The 19,901-nt window shown below is 62.6% G+C and carries 17 protein-coding genes and 1 riboswitch; of the genes, 8 read left to right on the top strand and 9 right to left on the bottom strand.

The features are described from left to right. Nucleotides 1-68: 68 nt before the first annotated feature. The 4 genes from EKH80_RS18275 to carA all read right to left on the bottom strand — a co-directional run bounded on the left by EKH80_RS18275 (nucleotide 69) and on the right by carA (nucleotide 5,950). Nucleotides 69-815, bottom strand: a complete 747-nt coding sequence (locus EKH80_RS18275; RefSeq protein WP_126686233.1) for an SDR family oxidoreductase — start codon at nucleotides 813-815, stop codon at nucleotides 69-71. 305 nt (nucleotides 816-1,120) lie between these two features. Further along, a complete protein-coding gene (greA, locus tag EKH80_RS18265; protein WP_126686232.1) occupies nucleotides 1,121-1,597 on the bottom strand; it encodes a transcription elongation factor GreA in 477 nt (158 codons plus the stop codon). Further along, the gene (gene carB, locus EKH80_RS18260) at nucleotides 1,594-4,821 is read right to left on the bottom strand and encodes a carbamoyl-phosphate synthase large subunit (protein WP_126686231.1); all 3,228 of its coding nucleotides are present in this window, start codon (nucleotides 4,819-4,821) and stop codon (nucleotides 1,594-1,596) included. Before carB ends, greA begins: the two co-directional genes overlap by 4 nt. A gap of 1 nt (nucleotide 4,822) precedes the next feature. Then, nucleotides 4,823-5,950 carry a glutamine-hydrolyzing carbamoyl-phosphate synthase small subunit gene (carA, locus tag EKH80_RS18255; RefSeq protein ID WP_126686230.1) on the bottom strand — a complete coding sequence of 376 codons (1,128 nt, stop codon included), beginning with the start codon at nucleotides 5,948-5,950 and terminating at the stop codon, nucleotides 4,823-4,825. A gap of 233 nt (nucleotides 5,951-6,183) precedes the next feature. Here carA and EKH80_RS18250 point away from each other — a divergent pair, with 233 nt between their 5' ends. The 6 genes from EKH80_RS18250 (at nucleotide 6,184) to EKH80_RS18225 (ending at nucleotide 10,679) form a co-directional block, all read left to right on the top strand. Further along, the gene (locus EKH80_RS18250; RefSeq protein WP_126686229.1) at nucleotides 6,184-6,882 is read left to right on the top strand and encodes a 2OG-Fe(II) oxygenase; all 699 of its coding nucleotides are present in this window, start codon (nucleotides 6,184-6,186) and stop codon (nucleotides 6,880-6,882) included. A 39-nt stretch (nucleotides 6,883-6,921) separates the two neighbouring features. Further along, nucleotides 6,922-7,668 carry a prolipoprotein diacylglyceryl transferase gene (locus EKH80_RS18245; RefSeq protein ID WP_126686228.1) on the top strand — a complete coding sequence of 249 codons (747 nt, stop codon included), beginning with the start codon at nucleotides 6,922-6,924 and terminating at the stop codon, nucleotides 7,666-7,668. 76 nt (nucleotides 7,669-7,744) lie between these two features. Next, on the top strand, nucleotides 7,745-9,181 hold the full coding sequence (locus tag EKH80_RS18240; RefSeq protein ID WP_126686227.1) for a radical SAM protein: 1,437 nt from the start codon (nucleotides 7,745-7,747) through the stop codon (nucleotides 9,179-9,181). Beyond that, on the top strand, nucleotides 9,178-9,501 hold the full coding sequence (locus EKH80_RS18235; RefSeq protein WP_126686226.1) for a hypothetical protein: 324 nt from the start codon (nucleotides 9,178-9,180) through the stop codon (nucleotides 9,499-9,501). The genes EKH80_RS18240 and EKH80_RS18235 overlap by 4 nt, the downstream gene beginning before the upstream one ends. Nucleotides 9,502-9,519: 18 nt before the next feature. Beyond that, nucleotides 9,520-9,843: a hypothetical protein gene (locus EKH80_RS18230; protein WP_126686225.1), complete on the top strand. Its 324-nt coding sequence runs from the start codon at nucleotides 9,520-9,522 to the stop codon at nucleotides 9,841-9,843. An 83-nt stretch (nucleotides 9,844-9,926) separates the two neighbouring features. Then, the gene (locus EKH80_RS18225; RefSeq protein WP_126686224.1) at nucleotides 9,927-10,679 is read left to right on the top strand and encodes a tetratricopeptide repeat protein; all 753 of its coding nucleotides are present in this window, start codon (nucleotides 9,927-9,929) and stop codon (nucleotides 10,677-10,679) included. 9 nt (nucleotides 10,680-10,688) lie between these two features. On the opposite strand, the gene EKH80_RS18220 is transcribed toward EKH80_RS18225, so the two are convergent. The 5 genes from EKH80_RS18220 to EKH80_RS18200 form a co-directional block, all read right to left on the bottom strand. Next, nucleotides 10,689-11,690 carry a sodium:calcium antiporter gene (locus EKH80_RS18220; protein WP_126686223.1) on the bottom strand — a complete coding sequence of 334 codons (1,002 nt, stop codon included), beginning with the start codon at nucleotides 11,688-11,690 and terminating at the stop codon, nucleotides 10,689-10,691. A 91-nt stretch (nucleotides 11,691-11,781) separates the two neighbouring features. Next, nucleotides 11,782-11,919, bottom strand: a riboswitch (yybP-ykoY riboswitch). A gap of 97 nt (nucleotides 11,920-12,016) precedes the next feature. Next, nucleotides 12,017-13,066, bottom strand: coding sequence for a glycerophosphodiester phosphodiesterase (locus tag EKH80_RS18215; protein ID WP_230473804.1), 1,050 nt, complete (start codon nucleotides 13,064-13,066; stop codon nucleotides 12,017-12,019). Between the two features lie 56 nt (nucleotides 13,067-13,122). Beyond that, nucleotides 13,123-15,339: a TonB-dependent receptor gene (locus EKH80_RS18210; protein WP_425481163.1), complete on the bottom strand. Its 2,217-nt coding sequence runs from the start codon at nucleotides 15,337-15,339 to the stop codon at nucleotides 13,123-13,125. Between the two features lie 174 nt (nucleotides 15,340-15,513). After that, entirely contained in the window at nucleotides 15,514-16,317 is an 804-nt protein-coding gene (dapB, locus tag EKH80_RS18205; RefSeq protein WP_126686221.1) for a 4-hydroxy-tetrahydrodipicolinate reductase, read from the bottom strand. A 314-nt stretch (nucleotides 16,318-16,631) separates the two neighbouring features. Next, nucleotides 16,632-17,579, bottom strand: a complete 948-nt coding sequence (locus tag EKH80_RS18200) for an alpha/beta fold hydrolase (protein ID WP_126686220.1) — start codon at nucleotides 17,577-17,579, stop codon at nucleotides 16,632-16,634. Nucleotides 17,580-17,696: 117 nt separating this feature from the next. Between EKH80_RS18200 and gcvA the strand changes: the two genes are divergently transcribed. Both gcvA and EKH80_RS18190 read left to right on the top strand, forming a co-directional pair. After that, on the top strand, nucleotides 17,697-18,584 hold the full coding sequence (gcvA, locus tag EKH80_RS18195) for a transcriptional regulator GcvA (protein WP_126686219.1): 888 nt from the start codon (nucleotides 17,697-17,699) through the stop codon (nucleotides 18,582-18,584). A 123-nt stretch (nucleotides 18,585-18,707) separates the two neighbouring features. Continuing rightward, a complete protein-coding gene (locus EKH80_RS18190) occupies nucleotides 18,708-19,688 on the top strand; it encodes an MBL fold metallo-hydrolase (RefSeq protein WP_126686218.1) in 981 nt (326 codons plus the stop codon). Nucleotides 19,689-19,901: the final 213 nt, after the last annotated feature.

Here is a 19,901-nt window from a genome sequence, read left to right as displayed (position 1 = left end):
GCCGCTGCAAAGCGGCTTTTTTCATGGCGCATTTGCTTGAATCGCCGCGGATGCACAGGCGCTTTTTGCTAGCGGCCACCACTCACGTCGAGCAGCGCAGCGGTTACGTACGATGCTGCATCGCTCAGCAGCCAGACGATCGCTTCGGCAACCTCGTCCGCGGATCCCGAGCGACCGATCGGTGTTTGCGCCCCAAGCACCGCGGCGCGATCCGGCCACCCTCCGCTCGCATGAATTTCGGTATCGATGAAGCCAGGGCGAACGGCGTTGACACGAACGCCCTCTCTGGCGAGTTCTTTGGCAAGGCCGATCGTCATCGTGTCCATCGCACCCTTCGACCCTGCATAGTCCACATACTCGTTCGGCCCTCCGTGGCGCGCCGCCACAGACGATACGTTGACTATCAAGCCACCAGCGCCACCGCGCCCCCTGGACATACGCCGCGCGGCCTCACGGGCACATAGATAGGCGCCCAATATGTTGATATCGAACAATTGCTTGATCCGCGTAACGCTCATGTCGGCCAATGGCATGGCGGGAGCGACGATGCCTGCATTGTTGACCAGGGCATCGATACGACCAAGCGCCCCCTCCAACACATCGAACATGGCAATGACATCGGCTTCGTCGGCAACGTTGCCGCGAATGGCACATGCGCTACCACCAGCCTGGGAAACTTGCCTGACGGTCTCCTGGGCAGCTTGCTCGTCTCGCGCGAAATTGACTCCAACCGACCACCCGTGCGCACCGAGTAGTCTTGCCGTCGCGCGACCTATGCCACGACTTGCACCAGTAATCAAAGCAACCTTTGCCATGCCAGGGGTCCTCCATCAAAAAAACATGGGACACCCTGGCGGCGGCATCGTTCATGGATAGCTGACGCTGGTTATTTCATACCATTTCACGCCATGGGGCGCGATGAACTTGAAGTTGTCGCCTTCGCTTTTGCCGATCGAGCGGTCCGGATGTCATCCGTAGCTGATTTGGCAGCCAGCGCGTAGGCTGGGATGAAAATCCCAGCTTTCCACGCGGCGTCCCGACTGCTGGAATTTCCATCCCTGGGATTTCCATCCCAGCCTACGCGCTACTACCGCTCCGGCAGAGCCAGAGGAATGACTCATCACTCGTAGCTGACGCCGGTGATCTCGTACCGCTTCACCCCGTTCGGCGCGCGGAATTCGAAGCTGTCGCCCGCGCTCTTGCCGATCAGCGCACGCGCGATCGGCGAGGACACCGCGATCAGGGCTTGCTTGATGTCCGCTTCCAGGTCGCCGACGATCTGGTACTTCACCGCCTCGCCGCTCTCCTCGTCTTCCAGTTCCACGATCGCGCCGAACACGATCTTGCTGCCCGGACTCAGGCGCGACACGTCGATCACTTCGGCCGTGGACAGCGCCGCTTCCAGTTCCTTGATGCGGCCCTCGATGAAGCTCTGCTGCTCGCGCGCGGCGTGGTATTCCGCGTTTTCCTTCAGATCCCCGTGCGCGCGCGCTTCGGCGATGGCCGCGATGATCTTGGGACGCTCGACCGATTTCAGGCGTTCCAGCTCCGAGCGCAGGCGTTCCGAACCGGTCTTGGTAATGGGTGCGCGACTCATGCATTGAGCTCCTTGTGTAGTTCCTGCAGGCTGTGCACTTCGCCAGTGTCGTGGTAATCCAGCGAGTGCACTAGCGCACGTGCGCCTGCAACCGTAGTGGAATACGTGACGCGATGCTGCAGGGCTTCGCGCCGGATCGAGAACGAGTCGGCGATCGCCTGCTTGCCCTCGGTGGTATTGACGATGTAGACGATCTCGCCGTTCTTGATCAGGTCGACGATATGCGGTCGGCCTTCCAGCACCTTGTTGATGCGTTCGCAGATCACGCCGTGCGCGGTGAGGTAGCTTGCCGTACCGGACGTAGCGACCAGCGTGAAGCCGCGCGAAGCGATGTCGGCAGCGATCGGCAGCAGGCGGTCCTTGTCGGCATCGCGCACCGATACGAACACCTTGCCCTTGGGCGGCGTCTTGATGCCGGCCGCATCGTGGCCGCGCGCAAACGCGGCGCCAAAGCTGCGCCCCACGCCCATCACCTCACCGGTGGAACGCATTTCCGGACCCAGGATCGGATCGACGTTCTGGAACTTCAGGAACGGGAAGATCGCTTCCTTGACCGAGTAATAGCCCGGAATCACTTCCCGCGTCGCACCTTGTTCCTCCAGCAGGCGGCCGGCCATGCAGCGTGCGGCGATCTTGGCGAGCGCCACGCCGGTAGCCTTGGAAACGAACGGCACCGTACGCGATGCGCGCGGGTTCACTTCCAGGATGAACACCGTCTCGCCCTGGATCGCAAACTGCGTGTTCATCAGGCCGACCACCTTCAGCTCCTTCGCCATCAGAGCGACCTGGCGGCGCAGCTCGTTCTGGATCTCCGGCGACAGCGAATACGGCGGCAGCGAGCAGGACGAATCGCCCGAATGCACACCCGCTTCCTCGATGTGCTCCATGATGCCGCCAACCAGCACATTGCCGTTGCGGTCGGCAATGATGTCGACGTCCACTTCCACCGCGTGATCGAGGAAGCGATCGAGCAGCACCGGCGAATCGTTCGACACCTGCACCGCTTCGCGGATGTAGCGCGACAGATCCGCATCGTCGTACACCACCTCCATCGCGCGGCCGCCCAGCACGTAGCTTGGGCGCACCACCAGCGGGTAGCCGATCTCGCGCGCGAGCGCCAGCGCCTCGTCGGCGTTGCGCGCGGTACGGTTCGGCGGCTGGGTCAGGCCGAGCTTGACGATCATCTGCTGGAAACGCTCACGGTCCTCGGCCAGGTCGATCGAATCGGGCGTGGTCCCGATCACCGGCGCGCCGGCGGCTTCGAGTGCGCGGGCAAGTTTCAGCGGCGTCTGGCCGCCATATTGCACGATCACGCCCTTGGGCTTTTCCAGATCGATGATTTCCAGCACGTCCTCGAGCGTAAGCGGCTCGAAGTACAGGCGATCGGAGGTGTCGTAATCGGTGGAAACGGTTTCGGGGTTGCAGTTGACCATGATGGTCTCGAACCCGTCCTCGCGCAGCGCCAGCGCGGCGTGCACACAGCAGTAATCGAATTCGATGCCTTGCCCGATGCGGTTCGGACCGCCCCCCAGCACCATGATCTTGTCGCGACTGGTGGGGTTGGCCTCACACTCTTCCTCGTACGTCGAGTACATATAGGCCGTGGTCGTCGCAAACTCGGCCGCGCAGGAATCCACGCGCTTGTACACCGGGCGCACACCCAGCGTGCGGCGCAGATGGCGGATCGCCGCTTCGTCCGTGCTGGTGAGTTCGGCCAGGCGCGCGTCGGAGAAACCAAGGCGCTTCAGCTCGCGTATGCGCACCGCGTTGAGCGCGCTAATACCCTGCGCCTGCACTTCCTTCTCGACCAGCACGATGTCTTCGAACGCGGCGAGAAACCATGGGTCGACGTAGCTGAGCTCATGCACTTCTTCCAGTGTCAGGCCGGCGCGGAACGCGTCGGCCAGATGGAAGACGCGATCCGGGCGTGGCTCGCGCAGTTCGCGCTTGAGCGTGGCGAGCCCTGCTTCACTGGTGATGTCCAGATTCGTCGGATTGAGACCGGTCTTGCCGATCTCCAGGCCACGCAGCGCCTTCTGTAGCGATTCGTGGAAACTGCGGCCGATCGCCATCACCTCGCCCACCGACTTCATCTGGGTGGTGAGGCGCGCGTCGGCCTGCGGGAATTTTTCGAAGGCGAAGCGCGGAATTTTGGTGACCACGTAATCGATGGTCGGCTCGAATGAAGCGGGGGTGAGACCGCCGGTGATGTCGTTCTTCAGTTCGTCCAGCGTGTAGCCCGCGGCCAGCTTCGCCGCGACCTTGGCGATCGGGAACCCGGTGGCCTTCGACGCCAGCGCGGACGAACGCGACACGCGCGGATTCATCTCGATCACCACCACGCGGCCGGTCTCGGCATTCACGCCGAACTGCACGTTGGAGCCGCCTGTATCCACGCCGATCTTGCGCAGCACGGCGATCGATGCGTCGCGCAGGCGCTGGTATTCCTTGTCGGTGAGCGTTTGCGCGGGCGCCACGGTGATCGAGTCGCCGGTGTGCACACCCATCGGATCGAGGTTTTCGATCGAGCACACGATGATGCAGTTGTCCGCCTTGTCGCGGACCACCTCCATCTCGAATTCCTTCCAGCCGAGCACGGACTCCTCCACCAGCACTTCGTGCACCGGCGAAAGTTCGAGGCCGCGCTTGACGATCTCCTCGAATTCCTCGCGGTTGTACGCGATGCCGCCACCGGAACCGCCCAGCGTGAAACTGGGGCGAATGATGGTCGGGTAGCCGACGGTGGCCTGAATCTCCACCGCCTGCTCGAACGATTTGGCCACCGCGGCGCCTGGGCATTCCAGCCCGATCTCGGCCATTGCCACGCGGAACAGCTCGCGGTCCTCGGCCATGCGAATCGCTTCACGCGAAGCGCCGATCAGTTCCACGCCGTACTTCTCGAGCACGCCGTGGTCGGCCAGGTCGAGCGCACAATTGAGGCCGGTCTGGCCGCCCATGGTGGGCAGCACCGCATCCGGGCGTTCCTTGGCGATGATGCGCTCCACCGTCTGCCAGTTGATCGGCTCGATGTACACCGCATCGGCCATTTCCGGATCGGTCATGATCGTGGCCGGATTGGAGTTCACCAGGATCACCCGGTAACCCTCTTCGCGCAGCGCCTTGCAAGCCTGCGCTCCGGAGTAGTCGAACTCGCAGGCCTGGCCGATCACGATCGGGCCGGCACCGATGATCAGGATGCTCTTGATGTCGGTACGTTTTGGCATCTCAGCGGGTCTCCTGCATCAGCTTGGCGAAACGGTCGAACAGATAGCCGATATCGTGCGGGCCTGGGCTCGCCTCGGGATGGCCTTGGAAACAGAACGCAGGTCGATCGGTCAAGGCGAAACCTTGCAGCGATCCATCGAACAGCGACGTGTGCGTGACGCGCACGTTCGAAGGCAGCGTGGACGCATCCACGGCGAAGCCGTGGTTCTGCGAGGTGATCAGCACGCGGCCGTCGTCGAGGTCCTTCACCGGATGGTTCGCGCCGTGATGGCCGAACTTCATCTTCATGGTCTTCGCGCCCAACGCGGCGCCCATGATCTGGTGCCCCAGGCAAATGCCGAACAGCGGAATTTCCGCGGCGAGAAATTCGCGCGCGGCGGCGATGGCGTAGTCGCAGGCAGCCGGATCACCAGGGCCGTTGGAGAGGAACACGCCATCCGGTTCCATCGCCAGCACTTCCGCAGCGGGCGTTTGCGCGGGCACTACCGTGATCTCGCAGCCACGCTCGGCCAGCAGACGCAGAATGTTGCGCTTCACGCCGTAGTCGTAGGCCACCACGTTGAAACGCTTGTCGGTCTCATGGAACGCGGTGTGGTCGAGGTCGTACACACCCTCGTTCCAGTTGTAGGGCTTGTTGACGCTGACCACCTTGGCCAGATCCATGCCGTTCAAGCCGGGGAAGGCCCGCGCCTTGGCCAGCGCCGCCTCGGCGTCGATCGATTCGCCTGCCACGAGGCAGCCGTTGAGCGCACCCTTGTCGCGCAGGATGCGCGTAAGCCGGCGCGTATCGATGCCGGCGATGGCGACGATGCCATGCCGCCCAAGGTAGTCGGGCAGGCTCTCGGTGCTGCGCCAATTGCTGGGTCGGCGCGGCACGTCGCGTACGATCAGGCCGGCGGTATGCACCCGGTCGGATTCGGCATCCGCCACATTGCAGCCGGTGTTGCCGATGTGCGGATAGGTAAGGGTCACGATCTGGCGGGCATAGGAGGGATCGGTGAGGATCTCCTGATAACCCGTCATCGCCGTGTTGAAAACCACTTCGCCGACGGTTTCGCCAGTCGCACCTACGGAGTGGCCGTGGAATACGCTGCCGTCTTCGAGGGCAAGCAGAGCGGGATGAGGCATGGAGGGGCCGCCTTTTTAGGTACAGCAAGGTCCGCAAGCCGCATCGAAGCAGGCTTGTGGACCTTAGGTGAAGGAAAGTCTCGGGCGGGTTGAAATGATAGGCTTCGAGCGGCTTGCTGTCCACCCGAATCCAGTGCTCACAAACCAATTTTCCCAGAGCGCAACATGGCGCACTGGCGACACGCCCGCGCTAGACTGGGCAAACACTTAGCCGGGAAAGCTACTTCAGTTCGATGAATGCGACCGCCCTACTGCTGGACCCTGCCCGGCTCGATCGCCCGGATACGGATGTGCGCCAGCACCCGTTTCCGTTCCTGATTGCTCACGGCCAGCTGCCGGATGAAGCGCGCGGCGACCTGGAGAGGGACTTCCCCAAGTACACCAGTGCCGGCTTCTTTCCCTATGATCCGGCCGACTGCGGCCCCTCGGTCAACGCGCTGGTGCAGCAACTGACCACGCCTCAGTTCGCCAGCACGATCGGCCGCCATCTGGGCATCGACAACCTGGGCCATTACCCCACTCTGGTCACCCTTTGTCGGGCCTTGAACAAGCGCCATGGCACCATCCACACCGACAGCCGGTCCAAGGTCGCCACCGCCCTGCTCTACCTCAATACGCGGTGGCCGGACACTAGCGACGGTTGCCTGCGTTTCCTCCATCGCATCGACAGCATCGACGACCTGGTCGCCCCCGAACTCAAGCCGCTGTATGGCGAATTCGCCGTGTTCAAGCGCTGCGACAATTCCTTTCACGGCCACCTTCCCTACGAAGGCGAGCGCCGCGTGATCCAGGTGGCCTGGCTGACCAGCGAGGAAGAAAAACTGCGCAAGACCAAGCGCGGCAAATTCTCCCGTGCGTTCAAGAAATTGTTCGGCGTGCTCGATCGCAAGCTGGGCGCCGGGCGCGATCGCAATGCTGCGCACCCCGACTGAGGTCTGCAGCTGTCCGATGCTCTCGTCCGGCTTTCGCCCATGACACCCGTCGCGCTTCACACCCTGTGCGAGGCGTTGGCCTATGCAGTCGGCTTTCGCACCTTTGTATGGACACGCCAACGCCTTGCGCCCGGCGCGTTCAAGCAAAAGGACGAAGTGGCATGGATTGCCGTGAGCGCCATCGTCGGCGCCGCCCTGGGCGCCAAACTCAGCTACTGGCTGGACGATCCGCTGACCGCGTTTCGAGACTTCCCCGACGTGCGCAACCTGCTGCAGGGCAAGTCCATCATCGGCGCGCTGCTCGGCGGCCTGCTCGGCGTGGAACTGTGCAAGAAGGTCGCCGGCATCCGGCAATCCACCGGCGATGCGTTCGTACTGCCGCTTACCGTGGGCATGTGCATCGGCCGTGTCGGCTGCTACCTGGCCGGATTGCAGGATCACACCTATGGCAACGCCACTTCGTTGCCCTGGGGTGTGGATTTCGGCGACGGCATCGCGCGCCATCCCACGCAAATCTACGAAATCCTCTACCTGCTCGCGCAGTACGCCTGGATCCATGCGCGGCGCCATCACTTCGCGCCGGGCGATCGCTTCCGCGCCTTCATGATCGGCTATCTGGGCTTCCGCCTGCTGGTGAAGTTCATCAAGCCGCTGTTCTTTGCCTACCCGGGGCATTTGTCCGGCCTGCAATGGCTTTGCATCACCGGGCTGCTCTACTACCATCGCGATATTCCACGGATCGCGTATCTGATGACCAAGGGAAACGCAGCACGTAGGCTGGGATGACAATCCCAGCATCGCGGTGGTGCATGCATGGCAATGCTGGGATTTGCATCCCAGCCTACACGGGGAACCGCAGCGCATGGGAGCCAAGGTAAGGCCGTACCTGTTCTACGACAGCGCCGTATCGATCTGCAGCACCTGCCTGCGCCGCATCGAGGCAAAAATCCTGATCAAGGACGAGCGCGTCTATCTCGAAAAATGGTGCCCGCATCATGGCCGCGAACGCGTGCTGATCGCGGACGACGCGGCGTACTACCGCCAATGCCGCGAGGTCTACATCAAACCGCCGGAACTGCCGCAACAGTTCAACACGGCGCAGCATTTCGGCTGCCCCTACGACTGCGGGCTGTGTCCGGAACACATGCAGCACTCGTGCCTGACCCTGGTGGAAATCACCGATCACTGCAACTTGCGCTGCCCGATCTGCTACGCGGAAAGCGGCCCGCACCGGCCGGGTTACCGCGACCTGGCCACGGTCGAGCGCATGCTCGATGCCGTGGTCGCCAACGAAGGCGAACCCGATGTGGTGCAGATTTCGGGCGGCGAGCCCACCCTGCATCCGGATTTCTTCGCCATCCTCGATGCCGCCAGGCAACGGCCGATCCGGCACCTGATGGTCAACACCAATGGCTTGCGCATCGCCCGCGAAGCGGACTTCGCGGCCAGGCTGGCCGATTACCAGCCCGGCTTCGAGCTTTACCTGCAATTCGATTCGCTGCGCGATGAAGTGCACAAGGACCTGCGCGGCGCGAAACTGCGCGACATCCGCCTACAGGCGCTGGAGCACCTCAACCGCCACGACATCTCCACCACCCTGGTGGTCACCGTCAAGAAAGGCCTCAACGACGATGAGCTGGGCTCGATCATCGAGTTCGCCCTCACCCAGCCTTGCGTGCGTGGCGTCACCTTTCAGCCGATCCAGGCGGCCGGCCGCCTGGAGGGCTATGACGCCGAACGCGATCGCCTCACCTTGAGCGAAGTGCGCCGCCGCATCCTCGAGCAAAGTACGATCTTCCGCCCCGACGACCTGATCCCCGTGCCCTGCAATCCCGATTGCCTGGCGATGGCCTATGCCTTGAAGCTGGGCGGCCAGGTGCTGCCGCTGACACGCTTCGTCTCGCCTGAAACCCTGGTCAGCAAGGGACGCAACACCATCGTGGTCGAACGCGATGAACAGTTGCGCGCACACGTGTTCGAGCTGTTCGCCACCAACCATTCGCCCGAATCGCAGGCCTGTTCGCTGTCGGACCTGCTGTGCTGCCTACCGCAAGTGCAGGCGCCGGCCGAACTCTCCTATCGCAACGTGTTCCGCGTGCTGATCATGCAATTCATCGACGCACACGGCTTCGACCTGCGCGCGGTGAAAAAATCCTGTGTGCACATCGCACAGCCGGATGGCCGCATCATTCCGTTCGACACCTTCAATCTGTTCTACCGCGACGACAAGGCGGAAAAGCTCGCCGCGCTGCGGCGTGAAATCGAACAAGCCCGTGCCGTCGAGAAAGGTGCGTCATGAGCGGTACCCAACCGTATGAGCCGCCTCAGTCGCCGCTATCCGACCCGGAGCCGCAAGGCGACAGCGGTTCGGTGGCGGGCGGCATCGGCCTCGCGTGGTTGATCATGATCCTGGGCGGGATCTTGCTCATTTCCACCAGGGTTTTCCCCTTATTGTTGCTGCTTCCGGTTGGCATCCTCGTCGCCGGCATCGTCATGCTCGCCGGCAACAAGCAGCGCACCGGCAAGGGTCTGCTGCTGGGGTTGGCCTCGATCTTTGCCGTCGCGCTGCTGCTGGTCGCCGCGTGCTTTGGCATGCTGCGAGGCGGCATCGGCGAGTAGCCGCTGGAAAAACCCGCCATGATCGATATTCCGCCCGGTGCCTATGAATCTTCGCCCGAACCGAAGCCGCCCGGCGACGATGGATCGCTGGGGGCAGGCATCGTCCTCGCCTGGGTGAGCATGATCCTGGGCGAGATCGTGCTCGTCCCGATCGGCGGCCTTCCCTTGGGACTGCTGCTTCCGGTCGTGATCGTGGTGATCGGCATCCGCATGCTTTCCGGCGACGCCCCACGCACCGGCAAAGGCCTGCTGATGGGAGTGGCCTCAGCTTCGGCCGTCATACTGCTGCTGGTCGCAGCCTGCTTTGGGCTCGTGTCCGGCATTGGCGAGAACTTCCGATGAAATGAGGCGCTTGCGATGCAAATCGGCGCCCGCATCAAGCCCGTGGCGTAATATCGTGCGTAGGAATTGCTTCGAGGGAAACCATGTCGTTCGTGTTCCTGTTGTCCTTGGGCCTGCAGATCGCCTGCGCCGTGCACGTGATCCGCAGTGGCCGCCCGCTGTATTGGATCTGGCTGATCCTGATCGGGTCTTATCTCGCCGTACTGGTCTATGTGGTGATCGCGGTCATTCCCGATCTGCGCCATGATCCGCGCGGGCGTACGGCGGCCCGGACCGCGATGAAGATGATCGATCCGCAGCGCCGCCGGCGCGAGCTGCAACGGCAGCTTGAAATCAGCAATACGGTGGACAATCGCCGCCGCCTCGCCGAGGAATGCCTGCAGCAAGGCGATTACGTCAACGCGCAGGAACTGTATCAGGGCCTGCTCGGCGGCATGTACGCCACCGATCCGGACTTCATGCTGGGGCTGGCCCGGGCGCAGGCCGGCAGCGATCAATTTGCCGATGCGCGCCAGACGCTGGACGCCCTGGCCAAGGCCAATCCCAACTACAAATCGAGCGATGGCCAATTGCTGTATGCGCGCTGCCTGGAAGAACTAGGCGAAACCGAAGCCGCGCTGGCGGAGTACCGCGTGCTGGCCGACAGTTATCCGGGAGAAGAAGGGCGCTTTCGCTACGGCCGCCTGCTAGGCCGCAGCCAGCACCGCGACGAAGCGCGCAACGTGCTGCAGAGCCAGCTTCGGCGCGCCCAGCTGATGCCCCGCTACTATCGTCGCAAGGAGCAGGAGTGGCTCAAGGCGGCCAAGCTTGAGCTATCGCGCCTGGGCGAGTCCTGAGCCCAGGCCTCACATGAGACTGTGCGCGACGTAAAACGCAAACACCAAGTAGAGCAAACCAGCCGGCACCAAGGCACGGCCATCGACCCGGCCGCGCTTGAACAATCCCCACAAATAGACGATCGCCAGCATGGTCAGCACGCCCGACACCACCAGCGGCGCATCGAACAGCCAGGGTGTGGCGAAGATCGCGAGAGCGCTGGGCACGGTGGCCTGAATCATCATGGCACCGGAGATGTTCGCCAGCGCAAGCCGTTCCTTGCCCTGGCGCACCCAGATCAGCGCATTCATGGTTTCGGGCAGTTCCGTAGCCACCGGACTGAGCACCAGCGCCACCAGGTGCGGCGCAAGATGCAGGGCCAGTCCGATGCCTTGCAGCTGCAAAACGAAGAAGTGCGAGGCCATCGCAATCACCAGCAATGAAAGCGTCGCCTGCAACGACACAGCCAGCATCGACGGCGTCGACGCACGCGGCTGAAATTTCAGTGGCTCGAGCTCCTCGTGGTCGGCTGCATCGCCCTCATCCTTCAATTCACGCCACACGTAAAGCGCGTAGGCCAATAGAAACAGGACACCAAGCCACGGCTTGAAGGCGAAGGCCGCCAAGCCGAGCGCGCATTTCACGATGAAGATCGACAGGAACCACCCCTGGTCGCGCGCCAGCCGCGCACTTTTCACCTGCACGTGCATCGTGGCGCGCCCCAAGCGTCGACGACAGCTCCACAGCGCAATGCCCACCACCGCGTAGGCAATCGTGGCCAATACGAGGGGACCGCCCATCGCCGCGCCGACACCGATGTCGCGTACCTCGGCCGTGCGCCCCATCATTACCGCCACGAACGTCACCGCGCTTTCCGGCAAAGCCGTGCCGAATGCCGCCAGCACCGTACCCGTGGCGGTCTCGCCGAGCTTGAGCTTGTGCCCCAGCCATTCGATGCTGTTGACGAAGTACTCGCAGGCTGCGTAGATCGCTGCCGCGGAAAGCAGGAACAGCAACGCCGTGATGAGCATGGTGAATTCCGGGCCGGGCGAGCGCAAACCAATGGCGCACGTACGCCGCTCGCCCGGCCGGGGTAAGCGCGTCGTGGCCAAAGGTCTCGCCGGACTGCCGCAAACCGAATGCCTGCGACAACCACCCGCGCCATGAAGCCTAGGCTTCAAGTATGTTGACGCGGATTCCTCGATGCATGCGCGCCTGGCGGCCGCCGCAGGAGGATGGCTACTCCCCAATGACAGTGAGTGGCGCGGATGCTACAGGCTTTAACGCGAGCCCTCAACATCCGAGCTACTCAAAACAAGCGGCTCCCTCCCCTACTACACGTAGGGGAGGGAGCTAGTTAGCGCCCATCGACCGCCTTGCGCCCGATGGCCGGGTCGTCGGTAAAGAAGGCGTCGATCCCCGCGCCAAGATAGGTGCGGATCTCCGCGATCGAACCGGCCTCGTTGAAGGTCTTCGGATCGCTGCCCTGCCAGAAATTCTTCGCCTGGAAGTGGTTTTCCGGACGAAACGTATACGGATGCAGCTCCAGGCCGGCCGCATGCGCATCATGCACCAGCGGTGTGGGCGCGCCCAGGCGGCCGTCGGCCTGCAAGGGAATGATCGCGCGGATGTTGGGGCCGATCGCATCCGCATAGGTGGCGATCTCGCGCAAGCCCGCCGGCGTGGTCATGTCGCCATAGCTCAGCTTGCCACCCGCTGCCGTCACGTCGTACGGCTGCTCATGCGCATCATCGATCAACTGCAGCAGGCGTACGTTCGGGTGGCTCTTGCCCAGTTTGCCGCGCAAATAGCGCAGATTGGCGATTTCGAACGACTGGATTTCCACCGGCGCACGCTGCGTGTAGTGATGCGCGGCAATGATCGCCAGCACGCGATCTTCCATCGGCAGGTCCAGCTTCTGGAAATAGGTGCTGTGTTTGATCTCCGGAATGATGCCGATGACGCGCCCACGCGTGGCCGCTTCGGTTGCGACGAAGTCGATGATCTCATCGAAACTCGGTACCTGGAAATCGCCGTCGTATTGCGTGCTGCGATACTCCGGCAGTCGTTCGCGCGCACGCAGGGTCTTCAGTTCAGCCAGGGTAAAATCTTCGGTGAACCAGCCGGTGACACGGTGCCCGTCGATCGTCTTGGTCGTTTTGCGCGAGGCGAACTCCGGATGGCCGGCTACGTCGGTAGTGCCGCTGATCTCATTCTCGTGCCGGGCCACCGGCACGCCGTCCTTGGTCATCACCAGGTCGGGTTCCACGTAGTCCGCGCCATCGGCAATGGCCTGGCCATACGAGGCCAGGGTATGCTCGGGCCGCAACGCGCTGGCGCCCCGATGGCCGATTACCAGCACCTTGGCGGCGATCGGCTTTTCGTCGGCACGCACGCTGGTGGACATGGCTACGGCTCCAAGGCAGCAGGTCAGCCATAGTAGCGTTTTCATGCTCCGCTTCCTCACAATTTCAGGTCCAGCGTCAGAAAGCTTTGGCGCGGTGCGCTGGCGTGGAAGGCCAGCACCGTGCCCTGCGGATCATTGTTGGTGAACGCGGTAAGGTTGGAAGCATAGCGCTTGTCGGTGAGGTTGGTGATGTTGAGTGACAAACGCACGTCACGCGCAAAACCGACCGGACCGAAGTCGTAGCCCGCGCCCAAGTCGAACGCGGTGTAGCCGCCGAAACCCTGGTCATTGGTGTAGGTGTAGAAACGCGACTCGGTGTACTTGCCGCGCAGGCTCACGTTCCAGCGGCCATAGACCCAGCTGATTTCGCTGGCGAACATCCGGTTGGGCGTGTCCACCGTGGTACGGCCGCGGGTCGGTACTACCACTCCATTCTGCACGTAGTTATTGTCGTAGGTGGAGCGGTTGAACGATGCCGAGTTGTACCACTCCAGATGCGCGACCGGACGCCAGATGAAGGTGAATTCCGCCCCCTTGCTGGTCACCGAGCCCACGTTGTAGAAGCGGGTGGTGCAGGCCGGCGTGGTGCCCTGCTGGATGCTGGGACAAGGATTGAGCGACAGCAGGCGGTTGTCGAACTTCACATGGTAGACGGCCGCGGAAGCGTCGAACTCGCGCTGCGAAATGCGATAGCCGCCTTCCAGGGTGCGCGACTGCTCCGGCTTCAGATTACCCAGCGTGGCGTTGTACGAAGCCTGCGTCACCAGCAGCGGTCCGCTTGCGCCACCGCCCTGGTAGGCCGCGATGTTCTCGGCGTAGGAGGCGAACAGCTCCTGGCCGCCACCCAGCTGATAGCCCAGCCCCACCTGCGGCAACAACGCCTTGCTGGCGCTGAGGCGGCCATTTGCCACTGGCGCCTCCACCTTGATGCCCGGCGCTTCCTGGGCGGTCATGAGGGTGTGCGGACTCTTCACGCCCACATCCACGCTGAGCTTGTCGTCGAGCAGCTTGAAGCTGTCCTGCAGGTAAGCCTGCTTGGTGGTGATCACGTAGCGCTGGTTGAACAACAGGCGATTGGGATCGGTAAGAAAGCGATCGTCGTTGATCGGGCCGGTGATCCAGTAAAAGTTGCGTTGCACATCGTGGTAGTTCTTTTCGTACCACAGGCCGGCTTCCAGATGATGGCCCTGCAGATCCCACGCCACCGAAGCAACCGCGCCGGTGCGATTGATCTTGTAGTTGGTGCTGCGAATGGAAATCGGGATCGCCGCCGGCGTGCCCGGATACGACACCTGCTGCGGCGCCCACCAGTGGCCCTGCCCCTCGTCCTCATGGTGGTAGACCTGCGCGTGCAGCGTCACCGTATCCGCAGGATTGAAATCGCCGGCCAGGTAATAAAGATTGTCATTGCGCAGGGCGCGGCTTTGGTAGTACGCATCGTTGATGTTGTTGACGCCGCCGGTGAAAATGCCGCGCGCAGCATTCAACGCACGCTGCCAGTCGGGCGCATACAGGTTCCAGTCCCAGCCCAGACCGCGCGCCATGCCGCTTTTGGACAGATAGGCGTAGTCGGCCTGCGAAGTGCGCGAGGTATCGGCGAAGCCGGTGATGCGTCCGCCGCTGAACTCGTACACCGCCTTCAGGTTGTACTGCTTGGTGGACGTTGGCAGATTCGGCCTCGCCCACATGTCGGCGGTGGCGCGAATACCCGACACATACATCGAAAACCCGTGGTAATCGCCCGTGTCCACCCGCACATAGGTGCGGCGATTCTGGTCGGTACCGACGGTTTGCGCGATGCGGCCGCCGAACGTGGTGGCGGGATCGTCGGAGTAATACTGGATGGCGCCGCCGAGGTTGCTGGTGGAAGCAGTGCCCAGGCTGCCGATGCCTTCGGCCAGTTCGGCTCCGCCGAAATTCTCGGCGATCAGCGCACGGCTGATGTTGAGGCCGTTGTAGTTGCCGTAGGCGTTGTCGCCCAACGGCACGCCATCCAGCGTATAGCCCAGGCGCTGGCCATTGAAACCGCGCAGGCTGATCGTTTCCGATTCCTCATTGGCGCCGAACGCATCGTTCGATTGCACGTTCACGCCAGGCATGCGGTTGAGCACTTTCTGGATGCTGGTGCCGGGCGGCAGCACGGCAACGTCCTTGCTGGTCACACGTTGCACCTGGCGGGTTTCGCCCTGGCCGATCACCGATACGGTTTCCAGGCTCTTGGATTTCTCCGGCGTTGACGCGGCAGCATCCGTGTCATTGGCCAACGACGACATGGGGCAATAGGCCAGGGCCATGGCGGCCGCCAGCAAGGTCTTCTGCATCATTGTTGCGCCTGCTCCGTCCGGCGGTGGACGCCGGATCGCAAATTTATGTGAAGGGGGGCGCAACCATGGCAAATATTTGCGACAGAATTCTTTAAATCATATGAAAGAATCGATTGCGCGTGCTCAACGCGAAAGCCGAGCCTGCAACATGTCGTCGATGGCATAGCTGCCGGGCGTTCGACCGGCCAGCCACGCTGCTGCTTCCAATGCACCGCGCGCAAAGATCGAGCGGTCGGTGGCACGATGGCCCAGCTCGATGCGCTCGCCCTGCCCGAGCAACAACGCCGTGTGCTCACCCACCACATCGCCACCGCGCACGACGGCAAAACCGATGCTACCGCTACGGCGTGCACCGGGACGGCCTTCGCGCGCGTACACAGCATCTTTCTCCAGGTTCGTGCCACGCGCTTGGGCAGCCGCGTCTCCCAACGCGAGCGCGGTGCCTGAAGGCGCGTCTTCCTTGCGGCCGTGATGGGCCTCGACGATTTCCAGGTCCCAGTCGGGCAGCGCCACGGCCGCATCACGCAACAAGCGCTTCAGTACCGCAACCCCCAGGCTGAAATTGGCGGCGTGCAGTAGCGGAATGTGCTGCGCCGCTTGATCGAGCCTGGCTTGCAGCGATGCGTCGATGCCGGTCGTTCCGGTGACCAGGGCGGCACGCTGCGCCGTGCAGTAGCCCAGTGCTTCGACAAGGCCATCCGGGCCGCTGAAATCGATCACGACATCTGCCGTCATTGCGCTCCAGTCGTGCGTATAGCGCAGCGAAACGGGCAATTCGGGAAAGACCGGCGTGTTGTGGTGCACGGAGCCTGCGGACACCAGGGCGCCAGCCAGTTCGAAGCGCCGGTCCTCGCGCACCAGCGTGAGCAGGGCACGGCCCATGCGGCCGGAGGCACCGTTGATGGCTAGGCGGAGGGCTTGGGTCATGCGGGGTGTCCTGGCGCTTGTTGCCCCACATCTTCGCAAGATTTGCCACCTTGCCCAACCCCGCCAAAGAAACTTGAGCTTGCGAGGAGCCTCTACTTACCTCACCGTCATTCCGGCGCAGGCCGGTACGCGGGGAAGATACATGGATGTACCTGGCTTTGAGGAGCGAGGAATCCAGTCTAAATACTCGTCCGAAGGACACATCATCATCTTTATATCGAGCGCTTCGCACTACGTATTGAAACTGGATTCCGGCCTTCGCCGGAATGACCGCGAGGCAAGATTCGGCCGTGCGAAGTACCCAGGCGCTTCCATCATCTGCGCAGCTCGTCATGATGCCGGCGAAAAAAATCGCCCAGCAGCGCCGCCACCTGGTCCGGAGCATCCAGCGTGGCAAAGTGGGTGCTGTCAAGAATGTGAACTTCCGCCTGGGGGGCGTCGCGCCGATAGGCCTCGGCCCCTGGCGTCGTAAAGAACATGTCCTGCTTGCCCCACAGCACCAGGACCGGAACGTGCAAGCTGCGCAATCTGGCTTGCCAGGCCGGATAGCGTGCGACGTTGCTGCCGTAGTCGAACCACAGGTCGTTGCGCGCTTCGATCACGCCGGGACGCTGGAAGGCGGCGATCATCTGCACGGTGGCATCGGCGCCGGCATGGTCTTCATCGGACCAGTGCTCGGCCTGAGGAAAACTCAGGGCATGGATATAGGCAGTGCGGCGCGCATCGACGGCAGGGTTGCGCTGCAGCCAATGGCGCCGCAACTCCCCATCAGGGTCCTGCGCGGTGGGAAAGCCATCCAGGTGGATTACGCCGTTTTGAACCATGATGGCAGTGATGGCGCGCGGGTTGGCGCTGATCAGCCGAAACCCGACCGGCGCGCCATAGTCCTGCATGTACAAAGCGTATCGCTCGATGCCGCGCAGCTTGAGGAAATGGCTGACCGTCTCGGCCAGATGATCGAAGGTATAGCGGTAGGACGTGTGATCCGGTGCATCGGAATAGCCGAAGGACGGATAGTCCATGGCAATCACATGCACCGGCTGGCTGGCAGCCAGTTCCTCCATCACCCTCGCATACATGATGGAAGAAAGCGGATTGCCGTGCAGGAAGACGATCGTCGGCGCCTTGGGGTTGCCGCCTTCACGATAGAAAAGATGCAAGCCATCCACCTCCTGCCAGCCTTCATGCAGCGAGGCAGCCCGGGTTGCCGGGCTGAAGAAAGCAACGGCCAGGGCCAGGCACAGCAGCCATCGATAGATCATGCGCGATCCTTAGGGGTGCGTTTGCGGTGCGCGCTATTATTCGGCGCAGCCATCGCCGCCTGAAGCGATCCGTTTTCATCGTGCGATGAAGCAGATTCATCCTGTGGAAGCCATCCGATGCGAAAGCCACTGCCCCCAATGCACACCTTGCGTACTTTCGAGGCATTGGCGCGTGCGCGGAATTTCGCGCGTGCGGCCGAAGAGCTGCACCTCACCGCCAGCGCCGTCAGCCATCAAATCAAGGCGCTGGAATCGTTCTACGCCACCAAATTGTTCCAGCGAAACCGGCGTGACGTGGCCTTGACCACGGCAGGCAGCAAGCTGCTGGAGGTAGTCGGCAACGTGCTGGAGCAGTTGGCGGAGGTAGGTGAATCATTGCGAGCGCGCGACGGCAGCCGACTGTCGATTACCGCGCCGCCATCGCTGGCAAGCCGCTGGCTGATGCCTCGTCTGGGCGCTTTCATGGCGACGCATCCGCACATCGAATTGAAGCTGCACGCCACACCGGCGCTGCAGGACCTCGATGAGGACGAGTGCGATTTCGGACTGCGCTACGGCAAGGGACGCTGGGCGGGCCTGCACAGCGAAAAACTGTTTGACGAAGCCTTGTTTCCAGTGGCTTCGCGAACCTACGCCGCAGACAAGAAAATTCGCGGTCTGTCTGACCTCAAATCCTGCCTGCTGCTGCGCGACGACTTCCGGAGCTGGGAAGATTGGTTCGCGCAAGTCGGACACCGACCGGACCGCATGACCTACGGCCCGAGCTTCAGCGATTCGGCCCTGCTGATGCAGGCCGCCGAGGCAGGGCAAGGTGTTGCACTGGCACGCAGCGCTTTGGCGGCAGACGCGATCGCAGCAGGCTCCTTGATCCGTATCGGCAAGCTATCGGCACCGGCACCGGGTGCCTATTACCTGGTGTCGTCGTCGCGACGGCCGGATTCGCCATCTGCCGCTTTGTTCCGGCAATGGCTGTTGGACACGGCGCGCCGGTCTTCGGGCGTTTGAAAGCTAGCCTTGGCTTTCTTGACAGACCTTGCACCATTCACCACGATTCGCGCCGCTGTCGGGCATGAAGCTTTTTTGTCGATCTGTCCCAACCGGCCACCCCACGATAATCAGGACAACAGCATGAGCACGAAACAACGTTTTGTACGCGCGGCAATGACTACCGCATTGCTGCTAGGCACCGTGATCGGCGGTGCCTCCGTCGAATCCGCACACGCCGCCGCTCCCATGGCCAAGACTTCGGCGCCCGCGTATTACCGGATGATGCTGGGCGATTTCGAGATCACTGCACTGAGCGATGGCACCTCGCCCTTGCCCGTGCAAAATCTGCTTACCCACACAACACCGGAGCAGACGAACAAGACCCTGGCGGCGTCCTTCATACAACCGCCCTATGAAATGAATTTCAACGCGTTCCTGGTCAATACCGGCAGCAAGCTGGTGTTGATCGACACGGGTTCCGGCGCCTTCTACGGCCCGAACGTGGGCAAGCTGCTGGCCCGCTTGAAAGCGAGCGGCTACAAGCCGGAACAAGTGGACGAGGTCTACATCACCCATATGCACCTCGATCACGTCGGCGGCCTGGTGGATCACGGCAAGCGCGTGTTTCCCAATGCGATCGTTCGCGCCGACCAGCGCGATGCCGATTTCTGGCTGAGCCCGGCGCAGATGGACAAGGCGCCGAAGGAAGCGAAGGATTTCTTCAAGATCGCCATGGACGCCTTGAACCCTTACGTCCAGGCGGGCCGCTTCAAGCCTTTCCATGGCGAAACCGAGCTGGTTCCGGGCATTCGTGCCGTCGATTTGTCGGGCCATACGCCCGGCCACACCGGCTACATGATCCAGAGCAAGGGCCAGAAGATGCTGGTCTGGGGCGATGTCCTGCATGTGCCCGCGATCCAGTTCGCGCAGCCCGACATCACCATTCAATTCGATACCGACAGTCAGTCGGCGCTATCCGTGCGTGACCATGTGCTGGCCGACGCCGCCAAAGAGGGTTACTACATCGCCGGTGCGCACCTGAACTTCCCTGCCATAGGCCACGTGCGCAAGGCCGGTTCCGGCTATGAATGGTTGCCGGTGCAATATAGCGAGCTGCACTGATGGCACTGACCCTCCCCTGCTTTCGAGGGGAGGGTCGGGTGGGGTTGCACGAGCTTGCCACACAGCCTGACTTCACCGCGAGATTGCTTCACCCCACCCCAGCCCTCCCCTACTACACGCTTGATTAGCGTCGAGTCTCAGTAGGTGAGCAGAGGTAGGGCGAGCATGGCGGCATCCCTCAAGCGGAGGTGCCGCCATGCCGATGAACCGCGT

Source organism: Dyella choica, assembly GCF_003977665.1.
In the GTDB taxonomy this organism is placed as follows: Bacteria; Pseudomonadota; Gammaproteobacteria; order Xanthomonadales; family Rhodanobacteraceae; genus Dyella_B; species Dyella_B choica.
The sequence above is the reverse complement of the archived record's forward strand: the minus strand, read 5'-3'. Positions and strand labels throughout refer to the sequence as shown.